This is a genomic window from Brevibacterium litoralis (assembly GCF_040212315.1).
GTDB lineage: Bacteria > Actinomycetota > Actinomycetes > Actinomycetales > Brevibacteriaceae > Brevibacterium > Brevibacterium litoralis.
Window position 1 is genome coordinate 103,220 of record NZ_JBDIUY010000020.1, and the last position, 19,699, is coordinate 122,918.

General features: G+C 69.1%; 16 protein-coding genes and 9 tRNA genes. 1 reads left to right on the forward strand and 24 read right to left on the reverse strand.

The window, feature by feature from the left end:
- Positions 1-38 precede the first annotated feature (38 nt).
- From ruvB to AAD496_RS07395, 20 genes are all read right to left on the reverse strand, one after another.
- Positions 39-1,091, reverse strand: coding sequence for a Holliday junction branch migration DNA helicase RuvB (ruvB, locus tag AAD496_RS07300; RefSeq protein WP_349828004.1), 1,053 nt, complete (start codon positions 1,089-1,091; stop codon positions 39-41).
- Positions 1,088-1,714, reverse strand: a complete 627-nt coding sequence (gene ruvA, locus AAD496_RS07305; protein ID WP_349828005.1) for a Holliday junction branch migration protein RuvA — start codon at positions 1,712-1,714, stop codon at positions 1,088-1,090. Before ruvA ends, ruvB begins: the two co-directional genes overlap by 4 nt.
- Before the next feature lie 91 nt (positions 1,715-1,805).
- On the reverse strand, positions 1,806-2,405 hold the full coding sequence (gene ruvC / locus AAD496_RS07310) for a crossover junction endodeoxyribonuclease RuvC (RefSeq protein ID WP_349828006.1): 600 nt from the start codon (positions 2,403-2,405) through the stop codon (positions 1,806-1,808).
- An 8-nt stretch (positions 2,406-2,413) separates the two neighbouring features.
- Entirely contained in the window at positions 2,414-3,169 is a 756-nt protein-coding gene (locus AAD496_RS07315; RefSeq protein WP_349828007.1) for a YebC/PmpR family DNA-binding transcriptional regulator, read from the reverse strand.
- 65 nt (positions 3,170-3,234) lie between these two features.
- Positions 3,235-3,747 carry an NUDIX hydrolase gene (locus AAD496_RS07320; RefSeq protein WP_349828008.1) on the reverse strand — a complete coding sequence of 171 codons (513 nt, stop codon included), beginning with the start codon at positions 3,745-3,747 and terminating at the stop codon, positions 3,235-3,237.
- 148 nt (positions 3,748-3,895) lie between these two features.
- Positions 3,896-5,896, reverse strand: a complete 2,001-nt coding sequence (locus AAD496_RS07325) for an alpha/beta hydrolase family protein (protein ID WP_349828009.1) — start codon at positions 5,894-5,896, stop codon at positions 3,896-3,898.
- The gene (locus tag AAD496_RS07330) at positions 5,881-6,501 is read right to left on the reverse strand and encodes an HIT family protein (protein ID WP_433913739.1); all 621 of its coding nucleotides are present in this window, start codon (positions 6,499-6,501) and stop codon (positions 5,881-5,883) included. The genes AAD496_RS07325 and AAD496_RS07330 overlap by 16 nt, the downstream gene beginning before the upstream one ends.
- A 17-nt stretch (positions 6,502-6,518) precedes the next feature.
- Positions 6,519-8,534, reverse strand: a complete 2,016-nt coding sequence (gene thrS / locus AAD496_RS07335) for a threonine--tRNA ligase (protein ID WP_349828010.1) — start codon at positions 8,532-8,534, stop codon at positions 6,519-6,521.
- Between the two features lie 250 nt (positions 8,535-8,784).
- Positions 8,785-10,083, reverse strand: a complete 1,299-nt coding sequence (locus tag AAD496_RS07340) for a DUF4190 domain-containing protein (protein WP_349828011.1) — start codon at positions 10,081-10,083, stop codon at positions 8,785-8,787.
- A gap of 74 nt (positions 10,084-10,157) precedes the next feature.
- Positions 10,158-11,288, reverse strand: a complete 1,131-nt coding sequence (locus AAD496_RS07345) for a hypothetical protein (RefSeq protein ID WP_349828012.1) — start codon at positions 11,286-11,288, stop codon at positions 10,158-10,160.
- Positions 11,289-11,589: 301 nt separating this feature from the next.
- Positions 11,590-12,804 carry a hypothetical protein gene (locus tag AAD496_RS07350; protein ID WP_349828013.1) on the reverse strand — a complete coding sequence of 405 codons (1,215 nt, stop codon included), beginning with the start codon at positions 12,802-12,804 and terminating at the stop codon, positions 11,590-11,592.
- A 303-nt stretch (positions 12,805-13,107) separates the two neighbouring features.
- Positions 13,108-13,179: transfer RNA gene (locus tag AAD496_RS07355), tRNA-Val, on the reverse strand.
- A 1-nt stretch (position 13,180) separates the two neighbouring features.
- Positions 13,181-13,251 (reverse strand) — tRNA-Cys (locus AAD496_RS07360).
- Positions 13,252-13,314: 63 nt separating this feature from the next.
- A tRNA-Gly gene (locus AAD496_RS07365) sits at positions 13,315-13,387 on the reverse strand.
- Positions 13,388-13,847: 460 nt separating this feature from the next.
- Positions 13,848-13,919: transfer RNA gene (locus AAD496_RS07370), tRNA-Val, on the reverse strand.
- A gap of 1 nt (position 13,920) precedes the next feature.
- Positions 13,921-13,993: transfer RNA gene (locus AAD496_RS07375), tRNA-Gly, on the reverse strand.
- Positions 13,994-14,251: 258 nt separating this feature from the next.
- Positions 14,252-14,323, reverse strand: a tRNA-Val gene (locus AAD496_RS07380).
- Between the two features lie 51 nt (positions 14,324-14,374).
- A tRNA-Val gene (locus tag AAD496_RS07385) sits at positions 14,375-14,446 on the reverse strand.
- A gap of 27 nt (positions 14,447-14,473) precedes the next feature.
- Positions 14,474-14,544 (reverse strand) — tRNA-Cys (locus AAD496_RS07390).
- A gap of 26 nt (positions 14,545-14,570) precedes the next feature.
- A tRNA-Gly gene (locus AAD496_RS07395) sits at positions 14,571-14,643 on the reverse strand.
- Positions 14,644-14,870: 227 nt separating this feature from the next.
- On the opposite strand from AAD496_RS07395, the gene AAD496_RS07400 reads away from it, so the two are divergent.
- Positions 14,871-15,344, forward strand: coding sequence for a TIGR02611 family protein (locus AAD496_RS07400; RefSeq protein ID WP_349828014.1), 474 nt, complete (start codon positions 14,871-14,873; stop codon positions 15,342-15,344).
- 22 nt (positions 15,345-15,366) lie between these two features.
- On the opposite strand, the gene AAD496_RS07405 is transcribed toward AAD496_RS07400, so the two are convergent.
- The 4 genes from AAD496_RS07405 to AAD496_RS07420 all read right to left on the reverse strand — a co-directional run bounded on the left by AAD496_RS07405 (position 15,367) and on the right by AAD496_RS07420 (position 19,697).
- Complete coding sequence (locus AAD496_RS07405; RefSeq protein ID WP_349828015.1) at positions 15,367-16,263, reverse strand: PPK2 family polyphosphate kinase; 897 nt, start codon at positions 16,261-16,263, stop codon at positions 15,367-15,369.
- Positions 16,264-16,322: 59 nt separating this feature from the next.
- Complete coding sequence (gene zapE, locus AAD496_RS07410) at positions 16,323-17,411, reverse strand: cell division protein ZapE (RefSeq protein ID WP_349828016.1); 1,089 nt, start codon at positions 17,409-17,411, stop codon at positions 16,323-16,325.
- A 73-nt stretch (positions 17,412-17,484) separates the two neighbouring features.
- Entirely contained in the window at positions 17,485-18,420 is a 936-nt protein-coding gene (gene era, locus AAD496_RS07415; protein ID WP_349828035.1) for a GTPase Era, read from the reverse strand.
- Between the two features lie 2 nt (positions 18,421-18,422).
- Positions 18,423-19,697, reverse strand: a complete 1,275-nt coding sequence (locus AAD496_RS07420; RefSeq protein ID WP_349828017.1) for a hemolysin family protein — start codon at positions 19,695-19,697, stop codon at positions 18,423-18,425.
- Positions 19,698-19,699: the final 2 nt, after the last annotated feature.

The window sequence follows — 19,699 nt, forward strand, 5'->3', positions numbered from 1 at the left end:
GGCCCCGGCACCCCGCCGCTGCCCGGGGCCGTGCCCGCTCACGCCTCGGGTGGGGTGAGCCCCAGGTGGGCCCAGGCGGCCGGGGTCGCGATCCGACCGCGCGGGGTGCGCGACATGAGGCCCTCACGGACGAGGAAGGGCTCGGCGACCTCCTCGACGGTGTCGGCCTCCTCCCCCACCGTGACGGCGAGCGTGCCGAGACCCACGGGGCCTCCTCCGAACCGGGTGCACAGGCTGCGCAGCACCGAGCGGTCGAGGCGGTCGAGACCCAGGTCGTCGACCTCGTAGACCTCCAGGGCCGCACGGGCGGCCGTGCGGTCGACGATCCCGGTGCCCCGCACCTGGGCCCAGTCCCGCACGCGGCGCAACAGCCGGTTGGCGATCCGTGGGGTGCCGCGGGAGCGCCCGGCGATCTCGCCGAGACCACCGGAAGTCGCCTCGATGCCGAGCATCCCGGCGGAGCGTTCGAGCACCGTCTGGAGGTCCTCGACGGAGTAGAAGTCCAGGTGGCCGGTGAATCCGAAGCGGTCACGCAGCGGTGCGGGCAGCAGACCCGACCGGGTGGTCGCCCCGACAAGGGTGAAGGGCGGGAGGTCGAGCGGGATCGCGGTGGCACCGGGTCCCTTGCCGACGATCACATCGACGCGGAAGTCCTCCATCGCGACGTAGAGCATCTCTTCGGCGGCGCGGGCCACCCGGTGGATCTCGTCGATGAAGAGCACCTCGCCCTCCTCGAGGGAGGACAGGATGGCCGCGAGGTCTCCGGCGTGTTGGACGGCAGGCCCCGAGGTCACCCGGATCTGCGAGTCCATGTCGTGGGCGATGATCATCGCCAGGGTCGTCTTGCCCAGGCCCGGGGGTCCCGACAGCAGCACGTGGTCCGGGGTCTTGCCACGGCCCTTGGCCGCCTCGAGGACGAGGGAGAGCTGGTCGCGGACCTGCGGCTGTCCGACGAACTCGGCCAGACCCTTGGGGCGCAGGGCCGCCTCCTGCACGCGTTCGGTGTCGTCGGCCCCGGCGCGGACGAGGTGGTCGAGTTCCGCGTCCGTCGGGTCCTGCCCGCCGAACTCGATCTCCGAGCCGTCACTCATGCACGTCCTCCCAGGTGTCGCAGGGTGGTCTTGAGGAGGGTCGCGACAGGGGCGTCCGGCAGGGTGGGGGCCACCTCGTCGACGGCCTTCTGCGCCTGTGCGGTCTTCCAGCCCAGCCCCTCGAGCGCCTGGACCACCTGCCGCTGTTCCGGCGTGCGTTCGTCCGCGTCCGGTTCCGGCAACGGAGTGGCGACCGGGCCGTCCTCGGACGCACCACCGGGCAGGTGCGGCAGCTTGCCCTGGAGTTCGAGCATGAGGCGCGCGGCCACCTTCTTGCCGATCCCGGGGACCGCGGTGAGCGCCTTCTCGTCCTCCGTCGCGACCGCCCGGCGCAGCGCCGGTGGATCGAGCACCGAGACGACGGCCAGGGCGAGCTTGGGGCCGATCCCGGAGACCGACTGCAGGATCTCGAAGACGTCACGCTCCTCCGGGGTCCGGAACCCGAAGAGGGTGAGCGAGTCCTCGCGGACCACGAGGAAGGTGTGGACCTCCGCCTCCTGTCCGTGTCGCACCGACAGGGCGTGCTCGGGTGTCACGAGCACCGACCGCCCCACGCCGGCCGTCACGAGGACCAGTCGATCGGTCGTGACGGCGTGGACGGTACCGGACAGGAAGGTGATCACGCGGGCTCCTGAGGACGTGGGAACAGGTGTACGAATAGGAGTCTAGACGAGGTCCGCTCCCCCGCGGAACGCTCACGTCCCGGAGGAGCGCTCACGTCCTGGAGGAGCGCAGTGCCTTCGCCCACTGTTCCTGGGCGCGGGTGAGACCGGACCCGGACCGGCCGCCGGCCTTGCGGGTCAGCACGTCCTTGTCGATCCCCGGCGTCGAGGTGCCCGCCGAGGCGCCCCGCCACAGGTGACAGATGGCCAGCGCCAGGGCGTCGGCGGCGTCCGCGGGCTTCGGCGGCGCGTCCAGTTTGAGGATCCGGGTGACCATCCGGGTGACCTGGGCCTTGTCGGCCCGACCGTTGCCGGTCACCGCGGCCTTCACCTCCGAGGGCGTGTGCATGGCCACCGGGATGCCCCGGCGGGCGGCCAGGCCCATGGCGAGGCCGGAGGCCTGGGCGGTGCCCATGATCGTCGAGACGTCGTTGCGGGCGAAGACCCGTTCGATCGCCACGACCTCGGGACGGTGCGTGTCGAGATAGGTGTCGAACGCCTCGGCGAGTGCCCCGAGGCGGACGTCGACACTCGCCCGGGCGGGGGTGCGCAGCACGTCGACGGCGACGAACCGGGCACCCCGGGCACCGGTGGAATCGACGACCCCGAGCCCACAACGGGTGAGCCCGGGGTCGACACCGAGGATGCGCACGTGCTCGGTCAGTCCTCGTTCAGCTGGGCGAGGACCTCGTCGGTCACGTCCGCGTTCGAGTAGACGTTCTGCACCTCGTCGGAGTCCTCGAGTGCGTCGATGAGACCGAAGACCTTGCTGGCGGTGTCCGCGTCGAGGGGCACCTCGAGGTTCGGCACGAAGGCCGACTCGGCGCTGTTGTAGTCGATCCCGGCCTCCTGGAGGGCGGTGCGGACGGCCACGAGGTCGGTCGCCTCGCAGATGACCTCGAAGGTCTCGCCGTTGTCCTTGACCTCCTCGGCACCGGCCTCGAGGGTCGCCTCGAGGACGGCGTCCTCGTCGGTGCCCTCGGCCGCGACCGTCACGACACCCTTGCGGGTGAAGTTGAAGGACACGGAGCCCGGGTCGGCCATGTTGCCACCGTTACGGGTGACGGCCACGCGGACCTCGGAGGCCGCGCGGTTGCGGTTGTCGGTGAGGCACTCGATGAGGACGGCCACGCCGCCGGCACCGTAGGCCTCGTACATGATCGTCTCGTAGTCGACGCCGCCGCCGTCCAGGCCACCGCCACGCTTGACGGCGCGGTCGATGTTGTCGTTGGGGACGGAGTTCTTCTTCGCCTTCTGGACGGCGTCGAACAGCGTCGGGTTGCCGGCCGGGTCGGGTCCACCGTTCCGTGCGGCGACCTCGATGTTCTTGATGAGCTTGGCGAAGAGCTTGCCGCGCTTGGCGTCGATCGCGGCCTTCTTGTGCTTCGTCGTTGCCCATTTGGAGTGACCGGACACTGGATTCTCCTCGTGATCTGTCGCGGGTGGACGTTTTCCAACGGTCCACCAGTCTACGGGTGGTCTTACTCGCTCGCGTGCGGAACGCCCGCGAGGCTGTCACCGAGGTCGAGCGGGACCGCCGGCACCTGCCCGGAGGCCACGAGCGCGACGAGCTCGCACAGGCGGTCGGGGTAGATCTTCTCCGTGGTGGCGGCCAGTTCCTCCGGGCTCCACCACTTCCAGCGGTCGATCGTCGCCTTCTCGGTCTCGGTCCACAGGGCGTCCTCGAGATCCGGGTCCTCGTCGATCCGCAGGCCGTAGAAGACCTCGTGCTGGTGCACGGACCGGTCCGAGTACTCCATGAGGACCGTCTGTTCGGCCAGGGGACCCGACAGGTCCCCGGGGCCGCACTCCAGACCGGTCTCCTCCGACAGCTCCCGTGCCGCCGTCTGCAGTGGGGTCTCCCCCAGCTCCGCCCCGCCACCGCACGTGGTCCACCACGAGTCGGCGGGACGGTACAGATCGGTGACCCGCAGCAGGAACACCTTGCCCTGCGGGTTGAGCAGCACCACACGAGCGGCCTGTCGGATCTTCACACCATGTCCTCTTCCAGGAGTTCGGTCCCATGAGCTCCCGGGCCCACGATCCCGACCCCACCGGCGGGTGGGGTCGGGATCGGAGGGACGGACGACCGGGGTGCGGTCGCCCGGACGGTCACGTCGAGCACCGGGAGAGCCTATACCCTCAGTCGGTCGTCCGCAGGTGGCGGTCCCACCAGTCGAGGATCGCCTCGAACCGCTGGACGCGGTGGCGCGGACGGCCGGAGCGGGACAGTTCGTGGTTCTCCCCGGGGAACACGAGCATCTCGGTCGTGACCCCGTTCCGCTGCAGGGCGGCGAAGTACTGCTGCGCCTGTTCGAGCGGGCACCGGAAGTCGAGTTCCGAGTGCATGACGAGCGTCGTCGTACGGGTCGTCCGCGCACGCTCCAGGGGCGACTGCCGGCGGATGTTCTCCGCGTCGGTCCCCGTGTACCCCTCAGAGAAGAACCGGCCGATGTCCGAGGTACCGATGAAGGAGTCGGGCACCAGGTACCCGCGCTCCACGATCGCCGCCCGGAAACGGTGCTCGACGCCGATGATCATCGACGTGAGATATCCCCCGTAGGAGCCACCCATCACACCCGTCCGGTCGGCGTCGAGCTGCGGGTACGCCTCGAGCGCGGCGTCGAGGACGGCGAGTACGTCCGCGGCCGCCGGATCCGCGAAGTCCTCCTGCACGGCCTTGCCCCAGGCCCGACCGCGGCCACCCGAACCCCGCGGGTTCGAGTACACGACCGCGTACCCGGCCTCGGTGTAGACCTGCGTCTCGTCGAACAGCCCGTGCACGTACTGCGCGAAGGGGCCGCCGTGGATGTTGAGGATCACCGGGAACGGGCCCTCGCCCTCGGGCAGAGCCACCCAGCCGTGCACGTCACCCAGCGGCGTCGGCGCGCTGACGGGCTGCGGCAGGACCTTCGCCTCGAGGGCGTCGAGATCCGCGAGCACGGTGGCCTCGGCGGCATCGGCCGATCCTGACCTCGTGGGCAGCGCCGCGCGGAGCACGGCCCCGGCGGTCGTCGGCGTCGCCGCCGTCCACACGAGGTCCGTGCCGTCCACGGTGTACCCGTTGACGACGTGGTCGGCCGGGGTGAGGATCTCCAGGTCGGCGTACTCCAGGAGCGCCGCCGAGGCGCCTTCAGTATCGGAGACACGCGCGGACCCCAGCGGGATCCGGACCACGCGCTCGGCACCGTCGTCGGTGAGCACCGCGAAGGCGTGGTCGTCCACGAGGGTGAGCGGGCCGGAGAGGTCGACGTCCTCCGTGCCGGTGAAACGGCGGGTGTCCCCCGTCGTCCGGTCGTGGACGTACAGGCCACCGAGCTGGGCGACGAAGTCGGTGCGGTGCGCCGTGAGGTCCTGTGCGAGGAGGACGAGGACCTCGTCGTCCAGCCAGGCGTGCGCGCGCACCGTGAGGTCACCGAGGTCGAGCGGGGTGGCGGCCTCCTCGGTGACCGTCCACACGGTGGAACGGAGGTCGAGGACCGCGTCGGCGACGGGGATCCCGGCGACGACGGACAGGGTCCGGCCGCTCGGCGAGTACTGCGGGTCGGAGACGTCGGTGCCCGGCCAGGGCAGGGAGACGGCCTCGGGGACGGCCTCGCCGGTCTCGAGGGAGACCGGGTCGAGGCCCGGTTCGGCCAGGTCGACGGTGAACAGCTTGGCCGGACGGTCGAGCTTCCAGCCGACCCCGTTGGCCAGGGACACGGCCTTGGAGAAGCGGCGGGGCGCCTCGGCGGCGGGGCTGATCTCGGGGTCGGTGCCATAGCGGCCGGGCTCCGGCACACGGGAGACGAAGGCCGCCTGCGCGCCGTCGGGGTGCAGGGCGAAGGCACTCACGCCGAGGTGCTGGTCGGTGACCCGGCGGACCGCGCCGGGGTGCGCCCCGACGTGGAGCTGGGGCGCACCCTCGACGCCCTTGCGCAGGAGCCCGAAGCTGCCGGCCGCCACGTCGAGTCCGTGGTCGTGCCACCCGTGGGAGACCCGGACGGGGTCCGCGCCCTCGCGCACTGCGAAGACCTGCGAGAGGTAGGAATCGGTGTCGAGGTGCGGCCGCGAGATGTCGACGTGGACGTGTCCGTCCACGACGTGGGGATTCCCCGGGGCCGCGAGGAGAGTGATGTCGGTGGGTTTCACTGTGCTTCCCATGCTGTCGAGTACATGTCCTGCACCTGGGCGTGGACCTGGGGCAGGGCCTTGGTGCGCGCGACGACGGGGAGGAAGTTCGCGTCCCCTCCCCATCGCGGCACGATGTGCTGATGCAGGTGCGCGGCGATGCCCGCCCCCGCGACCTCGCCCTGGTTCATGCCCAGGTTGAAGCCGTGGGGGTGGGACACGCTGCGGATCACCCGCATCGCGGTCTGGGTGAACTCCGCGAGTTCGACGGTCTCCTCGGGTGTGAGGTCCGTGTAGTCGGCGACGTGCCGGTAGGGGCAGATCAGCAGGTGCCCCGGGTTGTAGGGGTAGAGGTTGAGCACGGCGAACACGTGGGTGCCCCGGGCCACGACCAGGCCCTCGGCGTCCGGTTTGCCCGGTGCCGCACAGAAGGGACATTCCTTCTTCGAGGAGTCCTTGGGCTTGTCCTGCCCGCCGATGTACACCATCCGGTGCGGCGTCCACAGACGCTGCATGCCGTCGGGTTCACCGGGGAAGCCGGCGGCCGCCTCGGCGTCGTCCGCGGGGTAGCCGTGGGTCGCGTCCGTGGTGTCCTCGGAGATGCCGTCCTCGTGCGTGGAGTCCTCGTGCGTGCCCATGTGTCCTCCTGTGGTGCTCAGACCTGTGCGCGGGTGGCGATCGCCTCGGTGATCTTGGCGACCGCGTCCGCGCGGGCCACGCCGTTCTCCTGGGATCCGTCACGGAACCGGAAGGAGACGGCCCCGGCGTCGCGGTCCTCGCCGCCGACGATGAGGGTGTAGGGCACCTTCGACTTCGAGGCGTTGCGGATCTTCTTCGGGAACCGGTCGTCGGACCGGTCGACCTCGACGCGGACACCGGCGGCCTTGAACTGGGCGGCCACCTCGTCGGCGTAGTCGTAGAACTCCTCGGCCACCGGGACGATCGTCGCCTGAACCGGCGAGAGCCACACGGGGAAGGCACCAGCGTAGTGCTCGACGAGGACACCCAGGAACCGCTCGATCGAGCCGAACTTGGCCGAGTGAATCATGACCGGCTGCTTCCGCGTGCCGTCCGAGGCCTGGTACTCCAGACCGAACCGCTCCGGCTGGTTGAAGTCGTACTGGATCGTCGACATCTGCCAGGTCCGGCCGATCGCGTCCTTCGCCTGGACGGAGACCTTGGGGCCGTAGAAGGCCGCCCCGCCCGGGTCCGGCACGAGTTCCAGACCGGTCGAGGTGCAGACCTCCTGAAGGATGCGGGTGGCCTCGTCCCACTGAGCGTCGGTGCCGATGAACTTGTCGGACTCCGGATCGCGGGTCGAGAGCTCCAGGTAGAAGTCGTCGAGGCCGAAGTCACGGAGCAGGCCGAGGACGAAGTCGAGCAGGTGCCGGATCTCGTCGGCCGCGCCCTCCTGTGTGACGTAGGAGTGGGAGTCGTCCTGGGCGAACCCGCGCACGCGGGTGAGGCCGTGGATGACGCCGGAGGGTTCGTTGCGGTAGACCGTGCCGAACTCGAAGAGACGCAGCGGGAGTTCCCGGTAGGACCGGCCCCGCGAGCGGTAGATGAGGTTGTGCATCGGGCAGTTCATGGCCTTGAGGTAATAGGTCTGCCCGGCCTTCGTCACCTCCCCGTTCTCGTCGCGCACCTCGTCGACGTTCATGGGCGGGAACATGCCGTCGGCGTAGTACGGGAGGTGACCGGAGGTATGGAACAGGTCCTCCTTCGAGATGTGGGGCGTCCCCACGTACTCGAAGCCCTCGTCGATGTGGCGGGCGCGGACGTAGTCCTCCATCGCGCGCTTGATGATGCCGCCCTTGGGGTGGAAGACCGGCAAGCCGGAGCCGATCTCGTCCGGGAAGGAGAAGAGGTCGAGCTCGGCACCGAGCTTGCGGTGGTCGCGCTTCTCCGCCTCGGCGATCCGGTCCTGGTAGGCCTTGAGGTCCTCCTTCGAGGCCCAGGCGGTGCCGTAGACACGCTGCAGGGTGTCGTTGGCCTGGTCACCGCGCCAGTAGGCGGCCGAGGCCTTCGTCACGGCGAACCCGTTGCCGATCAGCTTGGTGGTCGGCAGGTGCGGGCCGCGGCACAGGTCCTGCCAGACGACCTCGTCCTTGCGGTTGCGGTTCTCGTAGACGGTGAGCTCACCTGCGCCGACCTCGACGGAGGCGCCGTCGTCCTCACCGGTACCGGCGGCCTCGATCCGGGCCTTGTCGTCGATGAGTTCGAGCTTGAACGGCTCCTCGGCCATGCGCTCGCGGGCCTCGTCCTCGGTGACGACGACGCGGTGGAAGGTCTGCCCCTCCTTGACGATGCGGGCCGCCCGCTTCTGGATGGCCTTGAGGTCCTCCGGCGTGAAGGGCTCCGCGGTCTTGAAGTCGAAGTAGAAGCCGTCGGTGATGAACGGGCCGATCCCGAGCTTGGTCCCCGGGAAGAGCTCCTGCACGGCCTGCGCGACGACGTGACCCGTCGAGTGGCGCAGGATGTCGAGCCCGGCGGGATCGGCCAGGGTGATGGCATTCACGGTGTCACCGGCCGCGATCTCGCGGCTGAGGTCGGCGGACTCGCCGTTGAGCTCGATCGCGACGACGTCCGTGCGATCGGCATAGAGCGTGGTGCCCGTCGTGCCCTCCTCGAACGGGATCGCGCTTCCGTCGAGTGTGATGGTGTCCGGCACGTGGGGCCTCCTGTGTATGAGCGGCAGACCGATACCGGCGATCGGCCGCGGGTCGTATGTGTGCGGTGTGCACCGTGTCGTGTGTCGAGTGCACCGTGTCCGCCGTTCGGGAGCGGGCACACGGGCCCGCCACCGGCCACGGTGGACACCCAGGAGAGTCTAGGGCATCCACGGTGGCCGGTGTCCGTCGTGGGTGGCGGTGGGGTGGGTGGCGGTGGGGTGCCGGGGTCCGGGCGGCGTCGAACGCAGCTCAGCTCGCGGTGACGACGAAGTCGGACGGGAACTGGTCGGCCTCGAACACCGAGATCGAGATCTCGGTCGAGTCGAAGTCCTCGGCCGGCACCGCGAAGGCGCTCCGGTAGGTCGCCGACTCCCCGGCGGGCACCTGCTCGAACTGGAGGATGCCGTTGTAGTCGACGAAGTCCAGGTACTCCTCGCACTCGCCGCCGGAGTAGCTGCACTCGACGAGGGTGAGGCCCATGTCGAAGGGTTCGCCGGAGGAGTTCGTGAGCACCATCTCGACCTCGACGACCTCGCCGTCGGTCGACTCCGCGCCGACACCCGGGCCGTCGGTCGGGACCGTCGAGGCGCTCAGCGTCACGTCGAGCGTGACGTCGGCGGTCACGTCGAAGCTGCCCGAGGCACCCGAGCCGGAGGCATCTCCCCCACCTTGCTCGGTGCCTTCCTCGTTGCCTCCCTCGTCGGTGCCGCCCTGGCCGCCCTCCTGCTCGGAGGCACCCGCGCCACCGCCGGAGCCGCTCTCGCTCTCCTCGCCGCCGTCCTCGGTGCCGCCACCCTCCGTGGCGCCGGCTTCCTCGGTCGTCGGCTGGGAGGTCGAGGACGACCCGCCCTGCTCGGCCGCCTCGTTCGCCGCGGCGAGGAACCCGATGCCCAGGAACCACAGGATGACGAGGATCACGAGCACGATGATCGACAGGACGCCGCCGATGATGCCGGTCCACAGACCGCCCTTGGCCGCACCCGCGTTGTTCGCCTCACCGGCCTTGACGGCCTTGAGGCCGACGACGGCGAAGATGATCGCCGCGATCGCGAAGAGCAAACCCATGCCGACCAGACCGCTCACGATCGAGACGATGCCGGCGATGAGGGCGAGCAGGCCCCAGATGTTCTTCCGGTCGCTCCCGCCCGCGCCGGGGCCCCCGTTCGGGTCCGGTGGTGCGGAGCCGTAGGGGTCCTGTGGTGCGGAGCCGTAGGGACCCTGGGGTGCGCCGCCGTAGGGACCCTGGGGTGCGGAGCCGTAGGGGCCCTGTGGTGCAGCGCCGAACTGGCCCTGCGGCGCGCCGCCGTAGCCGCCCGGCGCCTGACCACCCTGACCCTGCGGAGAATACGGATCCTGCGGCGAGTAGGGATCCTGCGGGCTCTGACCGTAGGGGTCCTGGCCCTGGGATCCGACGGACCCCTGGGGGGCGTAAGGGTCCTGGTGTCCGGACCCACCCGGAGGACCGGACTGCGGTGGCCGGCCCTCCCCCGGCGGCGGGCCGAAGGAGTTCTGCGGGTATTGGCCGTCGGGGTCCTGTGGATTCGTCATGCCTCCACCATACGGTGACGAACGACACGGGGTCGGAGCGTCCTTCGGGCCGGGTTCGGCGTGCCGTTCTCGCGTCACATCCCGGGTCCCGGAGCCGGCAGCATGGGCTGCGGTGTCGAGGAGGTCAGGGCAGGCGCACCGGACGGTGTCTGGATCGACCTCCCCAGGAGCTCGGGAAGTCGAGCCGGATACGTTTCGAGAGGCTGCTCCCCCTCCATCTGGAGCGTCGTCACGAGAATGGCGTTCCGCCCGGTCGTCTCTCCCCGGAGGACCACGGGCCGACGTTCCGCCAGCGGCCGGGCGTGGATCGACTTGAGTCGATCGGTGACATAGGAGATGTCCCCGGGAGCGAACTGCCCGATGATCGCGTTCATGAAGTGCAGGACCGATGCTCCCGCGTGAGTTCCGGGTCCGCCCACCAGGTCACAGGCGCTGGACACCAGGTCCCGGATGAAGTCGACGACGGCAGGGGTCGAGAGTGACACCGCGCGGACGGTGTCCGTCCTCCCCGTCTGTGGATCCGTCACCTCGAAGACGGAGAACAGGGCGTCCCCCATGAGGTTCTGGCGCGTCGTCTGGTTCACGGTCGAGAACTCGGTCCCGGTGGTCCGGGTGTTCATCGTGTTGATCCCGATGGAACTCCCGAGATGGGAGGAACTCGCCGTGTCCGGTCCGGTGGCCCGATGGCTGGAGGAACCGGAGAGGAACGAACTCGACAGGCCCCACCCGCGGGTCGTCGTGTTGATCGTCGTGAGGATCTGGCCCGCGGTGTCCTGGTCGAAGTGTCGGTACACCTCCAGGAGCACGGCGCCGGGCACCTCGACGGTGGTCTGTCCCGACTGGTATCCCTCCGTCCGGGGACGGGAGAGCAGGTTCTGGATCCCGGTCGTCACCAGTGCGGCACGGGACCGATCCGCCGAGTCGAAGGACCGTGCCCGGATCTCGCTCACGAGTCCGATGATGAAGAACACCGCTCCGAGGAGGAAGAAGAGTCCACCCAGGAAACCGGACGTGAGCAACGCTTCCCCGAAGGACGGAGCACTCAGGTTCGCGTCCCCGTCGAGGGACGAGAAGAACCAGGCGAGGAGGAGGGAACATCCGAGCCACAGGGACAGAAGGACGATTCCCCAGATGAGGAACCCCCGTTTGGTCTTGGAGCGAGCAGCGGGCGACATACCGGGAAACGGCGAGGCCGAATCGTTCATGGCGATGTTCCTTTTGTGACGTGCGCGACCCCGCGTCGCACGTCAGGAGGATACGGCTCTGCGTCGCCCGCCGGCATACGTATTTCCACGCAACGCGCTCATGGGCGCGTGCCGACCGCAGAGCGTCCCCTGTTCGTCGTCTCGACCGCGGACACGACGAAGGCCCGGACCCACACCTGGAGGACCGGGCCTTCTGCTCTCGACCGGTGGTTCCCGGCTGGGAGGGCACCTCGGGAGCAGGGGCGGGCGGCGTCCGACGCAGCCGACGTGGTGCCGGGGCGCGGCCGGCGTGGAATACCGCTCAGCCGAAGGTGATCACGTAGGGCTCCGGCCAGGCGTCGGAGTTCTGGTCGTTGATGGTGATCTCGATGGAGTTCATGGATTCCATCGGGATCTTGAAGCCCGTCGTGTACGTGACGACCTCCCCGGCAGGGATGGTGCCGTACTCGCTGAAGCTCACGTACGGATCGCCGTAGAGCTGGGGGCACGGGCCGACATCGTACGTGCACGACCAGGTGACCGAGGAGGCGTCGTAGTCCTCGGTGCCGGTGTTCCGGTAGCTCAGGGTGAACTCGGTGAGGGGGTCGGACGAGGAGGGATCGCCCGAGAGCATGAAGCCCATCTCGACGCCCTCGGAGATCTCGGTGCCCGACCCGGGAGGCGCCGCCTGGACTCCGCCTCCCGAACCGGAGGCCGGGTCGGAGGCGGGTGCCTCGCCCGCGGCCGGGTCCTCGGCGGCGGGGTCCTCGGCAGCCGGGTCCTGACCCGCGGCGGGGTCGGTGCCCGCTGCGGGATCGTTGCCGGAGGAGGGGTCCTGCTGGGAGGTGGTCTCGCCACCGTCGTTGACCCGTTCGCCATTCACCTCGACGGTGCCGAAGTTCCAGATGAGCAGACCGATGACGATCGCGGCGATGAAGTTGACGACGATGCCGATGACGCCGGTCCACAGGCCGGTCTTCGCCTGGCCGGGGTTATTCGCCACGCCCTTGGCGACGTTCTTGCCGCCGATGATGCCGAGGACGATGCCGGCGATCGAGAACAGCAGACCACCGCCACCGAGGCCGAGCACGATGCCGACGATACCGGCGATGAGGGCGAGCAGGCCCCAGATGTTCTTCGAGGAGTCACCACCGGGGGCGGCGGCGTTCCATCCGCCACCGGAGCCGGGGTTGGCGGGCTGGAACTGGTCGGCGGACTGGGCTGCGCCGTAGGCGGGAGCGGGGTTGGATCCGTAGGCGGGAGCGGGGGCGGCGCCCGGTGCGGGGTTCGACCCGTACGAGGGTGAGCCGTAGGAGGGGGCCGACGGAGCGGACCCGGGAGCCTGGGGTGCTCCTGGTGCCTGGGGTGTGGGGTTCGAGCCGTAGGACGGGAACTGCGGAGAGCTCGGTCCCTGGGGAGGAGGCGGACCTTGCGGGGCGGAACCCGGTGCCTGCTGCTGGCCCGGACCGGGAGGAGGACCGGCGCCCGGTGCCGGCGGCGGCCCGGAGGAGTTCGGGTCGTAGGGGTTCGACATCATGGGCCTTTCGACGGGGTGTTCCGGAACGGTACCGGCCGACCGACGGCAGGTGAATCAACCGCCGGGTCCAGGCCGATCCCCTCCGGGACGGTCTGATCCGAGAACTGTCTACGGAGAACACTACGGGGGCAGAACCCGTGGCTCCGTCCGGGGACGTTGCGATCCGAGAACCTGGTGCCGAAACCCGCCGACCTCTTCGAGTGCGAGGTGAGTGGTCAGGACATGACGAAGGCCCGGACCTCGTTTCCGAGTGTCCGGGCCTAGCTGCCCCGAGGGGCGGATACCCGTGTGGGCACCGATCCGTGCGCGATACTGGGATCGAACCAGTGACCTCTTCCGTGTCAGGGAAGCGCGCTACCGCTGCGCCAATCGCGCGAGGTGGAGACGGGATTCGAACCCGCGTATACGGCTTTGCAGGCCGCTGCCTCGCCTCTCGGCCACCCCACCGGGGGCGCCTGCCTTTCGGCGTGCACCGGGATCTCCGACCGAGGCCTTCGATCCCAGATTGCGAGCGGAAGACGGGACTCGAACCCGCGACCCTCACCATGGCAAGGTGATGCTCTACCAACTGAGCTACTTCCGCGAGGACAGAGGTCGAAGCAAACTCCGTGGGCGAAGTTTCCCTCTGTCCGTGCCGCCGCGTTGCCGTGGCGACGAGATAGAACTCTATACGACCGCGCGCACCGAACACAAATCGAATGACACCGCTGTGATTCGCCGCTGCGGACCCCGTGTCGGGAACACGCCGAGACGCCTCTGCGCCCCAACCGGCCAGCGCCTCTCTCCCCCGGAATCATGCGGATCGAACGCCTGTGCACGGCGCTTCGTCTCCCCTTCCGAGCATCGGATCAGAGCGTCCCTTGACGCCGCCGGACAGCCCATGACAACCGTTCCATCAGGCGTTCCACGATGTGAACTGCACAACAGATCCCACCGGCCCCCGGTTGCCGGCATCTGATCGCCGCGGAGACGACGAGGGCCCGGGAGTTCATCCGCTGAGCTCCCGAGCCCTCGTGCACCGTGCACATGCGATGTTCGTATCGTGCGCGATACTGGGATCGAACCAGTGACCTCTTCCGTGTGAAGGAAGCGCGCTACCGCTGCGCCAATCGCGCGAGCGGAAGACGGGACTCGAACCCGCGACCCTCACCATGGCAAGGTGATGCTCTACCAACTGAGCTACTTCCGCATGGGAATGCTCACCCGCTCCACCTTTCTCACCAGCGATGATGCTGTCGAGATCGATCCGGGAGACACTCCTCGTCGCACCGCGTGCGCTGCGACGAGGAAAGATTTTATGCCACCACGCACCTGACGGACAAATCGCCCTCGCATGACCTCCGCCACAGCTACCGATCACGCGCGGGCGCCCGCCGGCACCGGACACGACAAAGGCCCGGGATCCGTGTGGGACCTCCGGGCCTTGAGTGCTGTCGGCACCGTACCGTGCGCGATACTGGGATCGAACCAGTGACCTCTTCCGTGTCAGGGAAGCGCGCTACCGCTGCGCCAATCGCGCTCATGATGAGCTGTATTCAGTTGTCCGACCTGATCCGGCAGGGACCAGGCGTGCGCGATACTGGGATCGAACCAGTGACCTCTTCCGTGTGAAGGAAGCGCGCTACCGCTGCGCCAATCGCGCTCGTGGCATCGGTGACCGACGCGTACGAGGTGGAGACGGGATTCGAACCCGCGTAAACGGCTTTGCAGGCCGCTGCCTCGCCTCTCGGCCACCCCACCACAGTGGATGCCATTCGGCAACTCCGAGCGGAAGACGGGACTCGAACCCGCGACCCTCACCATGGCAAGGTGATGCTCTACCAACTGAGCTACTTCCGCGAAGACAGAGGTCGAAGCAAACTTCGTGGGCGAAGTTTCCCTCTGTCCCGCTGCGTCGTTTCCTTCGCAACGAGATAAAACTATATGCCCCTCGATCACCCGAGGACAAATCCTGCAGCGGTGACGCTCGTCACCCGGAGTTCACGCCCCCGTCACCGGCCCCTCCACCTGGCCCGTTCACTCGTGCTCCCAGCCTCCTGCCACCTGCCGGGTCTACAGTCGGAAGCGTGACCCACCGAGCACCACGACCCCACGGATGGCTCTCACGTCGCCACAAGCAGGGCCGTCCCTGGTGGCGACGCATCCGCCTGGAATACCTGCGCCGTCGTGCCGTCCTGCACCGTGACCCCACCACCCGGTTCCTCTACCGCGCGTTCATCGGTGGGTTCGGGACCCTCATCGTGCTCGTGGGCCTCGTCATGGTCCCGTTCCCGGGGCCCGGGTGGCTGGTCGTCTTCATCGGCGTCGCCGTCATCGCCAGCGAGTTCGAATGGGCACGGCGCATCCTCCACCGCGGTCGCGACCTGCTGGCCGCCTGGACGCGGTGGCTCCGTCGCCAACACTGGTGGGTCAACGCCCTCCTCGGGCTGTGCACCGCGGCATTCGTCGCCGGCGTCGTCTATCTGACCCTCCGGATCACCGGACTGCCCGCCTGGGTACCCTTCCAGAACCATCTGCCCGCCTGGACCGGGCTGGTCTGATCTCCGCCCGGATCCCGGCACCTCACATCGTGCGGAGCAGGCGCTCCATCTCGGCCATCGGATCGAAGTCGCCCTCGGGCCAGTCGAGGCCCAGTTTCTCCAGGTGGTGGATGAGGATCCGCACGACCGCCCACCGGGAGTACCACTTGCGGTCGGCCGGCACCACGTACCACGGGGCGTTCCGCTTGGAGGTGCGGTCGAGGACGTCCTGGAACGCCTCGGTGTACTCGTCCCAGCGCTCCCGGTCCTCGATGTCACTGCGCGAGAACTTCCAGTGCTTGTCCTGCCGCACCAGCCGGTCCCCCAGGCGTTCGGCCTGTTCCTCCTTCGAGATCGTCAGCATGATCTTGACGATCTCGGTGCCGTTCGCCGCGAGCCCTTCCTCGAACTCGTTGATCTCGTCGTACCGGCCCTCCCAGACCTCCCGCGACACGAGCCCGTGCATCCGCGCGGCGAGGATGTCCTCGTAGTGCGACCGGTCGAAAACACCCACGTGCCCATAGCGCGGCAGCTCCCGGTACACCCGCCACAGGAAATGGTGCGCGGACTCCTCGGCCGTCGGCACCCCGAAGGCGGCCACGTGCACGCCGTGCGGGCTCAGCGCCCCGACCACGTGTTTGACGACGCCGCCCTTGCCCGCCGAGTCACGCCCCTGGAGCACCACGAGCAGCGACTTCTCCGCCGTGCCGGTGAGCGCATTGGCGAACAGCCGTTCCTGCAGGTCACCGAGGACCTCGTTGTCGAGGACGTGCGCCTCGCGCCCCTCGGTCTTCCCACCGTGGAAGCCGGGTGTCGCACGGGTGTCGATCCGCGCGAAGTCGTCGCCCTTGTCGAATCGCAGGGCGTCGGCGACCTGGGCGGGCGGGGCCTGTTCGACGTTGGCGGCCAGGGGCGGGTACTCCGCGGGTCGGATCTCCATGGGCCGAGCCTATCGCCCCACCTCGGTCACCGTCCCGCGCCCCCGGGCGGGTCGGTCCCTCACTGCGCCTCGCCGCTGGAGAGCGCCGTGAGACGGGACAGGCAGCGCATGTACTTCTTCTTGTACCCGCCGGCCAGCTGCTCCTCGGTGAACACCGCGTCGAGGCGGGCCCCGGAGTTCACGATCGTCACACCGCGGTCGTACATCCGGTCGACGAGCGCCACGAACCGCAGCGCCACGCCCTCGTTCTCGATCGTGCCCACGCCGTCCCACAGCGCGGTGTCGACGTCCTCCAACATCCGGCGGTACTTCGAGGGGTGGACGATCGGCAGGTGCTCGAGCAGTGCCGTGAAGTCGTCGCGGGCCACCGTGGCGGTACTCTCTTCCACTGTCGAGCCCTCCCCCGCCGCCGATGCGCCCTGCACCTCGGCACCGGACGTGGCCGGCACCTCGCCCGCGGCGATCGCGTCGAGCTCCGCGGTGGTCCGCGGCTCCGGCGGGGTCGACAGACCACGCTGCCGGTAGTCGTCGCCGTCGATCGAGATGATGGAGAACTGGTCGGACAGTGCCTGGATCTCGCGGATGAAGTCCTGGGCGGCGAACCGACCCTGGCCGAGCGCACCCGGCAGGGTGTTCGAGGTCGCGACGATCCGCACCCCGGCATCGGTGAGCTCACGCATGAGGCGGGACATCATGACGGTGTCCCCCGGGTCGTCGAGCTCGAACTCGTCGATGCACACCAGCGTCATGCCGGTGAGCACGTCGCGGGCGTTCTGGAACCCGAGGGCGCCGATGAGGTTCGTGTACTCGACGAAGGTGCCGAAGGTCGCGGGCTTGGGCGAGGCGTGCCAGGCCGAGGCCAGCAGGTGGGTCTTGCCGACACCGTAGCCACCGTCGAGGTAGACACCCTTGAGCTGTTCCTTCTTCCCGAACAGCTTGCCGAGGAACCCGGACTTCTTCACCGGCGCCGAGCAGAACTCGTCGAGGGTGTCCCGGGCCTGCGTCTGGGTCGGCTGCGCGGGGTCGGGGATGTAGGTGGCGAACCGGGCTTCCTCGAAGTGGGGCGGAGGCACCAGGCCCTGCACCAGTTCCTCGGGGGCGACCCGGGGGTTCCGCTCGGTCAGGTGGACGATCTGCGCGTTGCTCACTTCGGTTCCAGTCCGGTCGTGGGTGTGGTGTTCGGTCGGGGGCTCGGGGTCCCGAGCGCGTGCGGTGACGTGGTCAGGAGAAGTCGAAGCCCAGGCGACCCAGCTGCTTGGGGTCGCGCTGCCAGTCCTTGGCGACCTTCACGTGGAGGTCGAGGAAGATCTTGGTGCCGAGGATCGCCTCGATCCCGCTGCGGGCCTGCGACCCGATCTCCTTGAGGCGCGAACCCTTCTTCCCGATGATGATCGCCTTCTGGCTGGGGCGTTCGACGAACAGGTTGACGCGGACGTCCCACAGCGGATTGTCCTCGCGTCGGCCCTCACGCGGACCCATCTCCTCGACCTGGACGGCCAGCGAGTGCGGCAGTTCGTCCCGCACACCTTCGAGTGCCGCCTCCCGGACGAGTTCGGCGACGAGGACCGCCTCCGGCTCGTCGGTGAGCTCACCCTCCGGATACAGCGGCGGGGACACCGGCAGGTGCGCGGTGAGCACCCGGTCGACCGTGTCGACCTGGAACCCGTCGACCGCGGAGACCGGGACGATGTCGGCGAACTCCCCGAGCTCGCCGACCGCGAGCAGGGCCTCGCCCACCCGGTCCTTCTCGACGGTGTCCGTCTTCGTGATGATCGCGACGACGGGCGTCTTCCCCGCTACCATCCGCAGCTGTTCTGCGATGTACCGGTCGCCGGGCCCGATCTTCTCGTCGGCCGGCAGGCAGAAGCCGATGACGTCGACCTCGGAGAGCGTGGCCGCGACGAGGTCGTTGAGCCGACTGCCCAACAGGGTGCGCGGACGGTGCAGACCCGGGGTGTCGACGAGCACGAGCTGGTGGTCGTCCCGGTGGACGATCCCGCGGATCGTGTGCCGCGTGGTCTGCGGCTTCGCCGAGGTGATCGCGACCTTGCTGCCGACCAGTGCGTTCGTGAGCGTCGACTTGCCCGTGTTCGGCCGACCCACGAAGCAGGCGAAGCCCGCCCGGTGGTCCTCCGGCCAGTCGGTGCGGAATTCCATGGTCATGCGGTCTCGTTCTCCTCGGGTGCACGGGTGACGCGGACGTGGGTGATGCGGTGGCGGCGGCCGGAACCGGGCAGGGCCACGATGTCGAGGCCCGCGACCGTCGCGGCGGAGCCGGCGATCGGGACGCGGTCGATCTCCTTCGCCAACAGGCCCCCGACCGTCGTGACGTCCTCCTCCTCGATCCGGACGTCGAAGAACTCGGCGAGATCGTCGATCTGCATGCGCGAGCTCACCTCGAACTCGCCGGGTGCGACCTCCTCGATCTCGGTCTCGGAGCGGTCGTGTTCGTCGTCGATCTCACCGACGATCTCCTCCACGATGTCCTCGATCGTGATGATACCGGCCGTGCCACCGTACTCGTCGACGACGACGGCCACATGGGTGGAGTCGACCTGCATCTCCCGCAGCAGGTCGTCGACCGGCTTGGTGTCGGGGACGAAGACGACGCCACGGGCCAGTTCCTCGACGTCCCGGTCGACCTCCTCCGGGTGCGTGTGGAGGCGGCGGGCGACGTCCTTGAGGTAGAGCACTCCCCGCACGTCGTCGATGTCCTCACCGGTGACGGGCACCCGGGAGAACCCGGACCGCAGGAACAGGGTCATCGCTTTGTCGAGACGGGTACCCGCCCGCACCGTCACCAGGTCGGTGCGCGGCACCATGACCTTGTAGGCCCGGGTGTCACCGAACTCGAAGACGTTGCGGATCATGTCCCGCTCCTCGTCCTCGATGACGTCGGAGCCGGCCGCCCGGTCGACGAGGTCCTTGAGCTGGTCCTCCGTCACCCACGGGCCGTCACGGTAGACCTGGGCCGGGGTGAGCAGGTTGCCCGCCCACACGAGCAGCCGGGCCACCGGGCCGAACATGGTCCGCAGGCCCGTGACGAGCGGGCCGAGCGCGAGGACGACCCGCAGGGACAGCCGGCGCCCGATCGTCCGTGGCGACACACCCGTGATGACGAAGACCGCGATCGAGGCGGTGACGACGGAGCAGACCACCATCTGCCAGCTGCCGTCGAAGACGGTGTTGTAGGCCATCGCGATGAAGACGGTGGCCGCCGCCTCGAGGAAATGGCGGAGGAAGACGAGGACGTTGATGTGCGTGGGCAGGTCGCCCAGGACCCGGCGGGCGGCCGCCGCGCCGCGTCTGCGGTCCTCGACGGCGTCCTCCACCTGGTGGTGCGAGACGACCGCGACCGCGGAGTCGACGGCGGAGAACACCGCGGCGACGAGCAGACACGTGAGGGCCGCGAGGAAGAACCACAGGACGGCCACGT

Excerpts from the sequence above, each read along its gene's own strand:
- era (WP_349828035.1), bottom strand. The coding sequence starts at position 18,420 with ATGGAATTCCGCACCGACTGGCCGGAGGACCACCGGGCGGGCTTCGCC.
- AAD496_RS07340 (WP_349828011.1), bottom strand. The coding sequence starts at position 10,083 with ATGACGAATCCACAGGACCCCGACGGCCAATACCCGCAGAACTCCTTC.
- ruvB (WP_349828004.1), bottom strand. The coding sequence starts at position 1,091 with ATGAGTGACGGCTCGGAGATCGAGTTCGGCGGGCAGGACCCGACGGAC.
- AAD496_RS07350 (WP_349828013.1), bottom strand. The coding sequence starts at position 12,804 with ATGATGTCGAACCCCTACGACCCGAACTCCTCCGGGCCGCCGCCGGCA.
- AAD496_RS07325 (WP_349828009.1), bottom strand. The coding sequence starts at position 5,896 with ATGGGAAGCACAGTGAAACCCACCGACATCACTCTCCTCGCGGCCCCG.
- AAD496_RS07405 (WP_349828015.1), bottom strand. The coding sequence starts at position 16,263 with ATGGAGATCCGACCCGCGGAGTACCCGCCCCTGGCCGCCAACGTCGAA.
- AAD496_RS07330 (WP_433913739.1), bottom strand. The coding sequence starts at position 6,501 with ATGGGCACGCACGAGGACTCCACGCACGAGGACGGCATCTCCGAGGAC.
- AAD496_RS07345 (WP_349828012.1), bottom strand. The coding sequence starts at position 11,288 with ATGAACGATTCGGCCTCGCCGTTTCCCGGTATGTCGCCCGCTGCTCGC.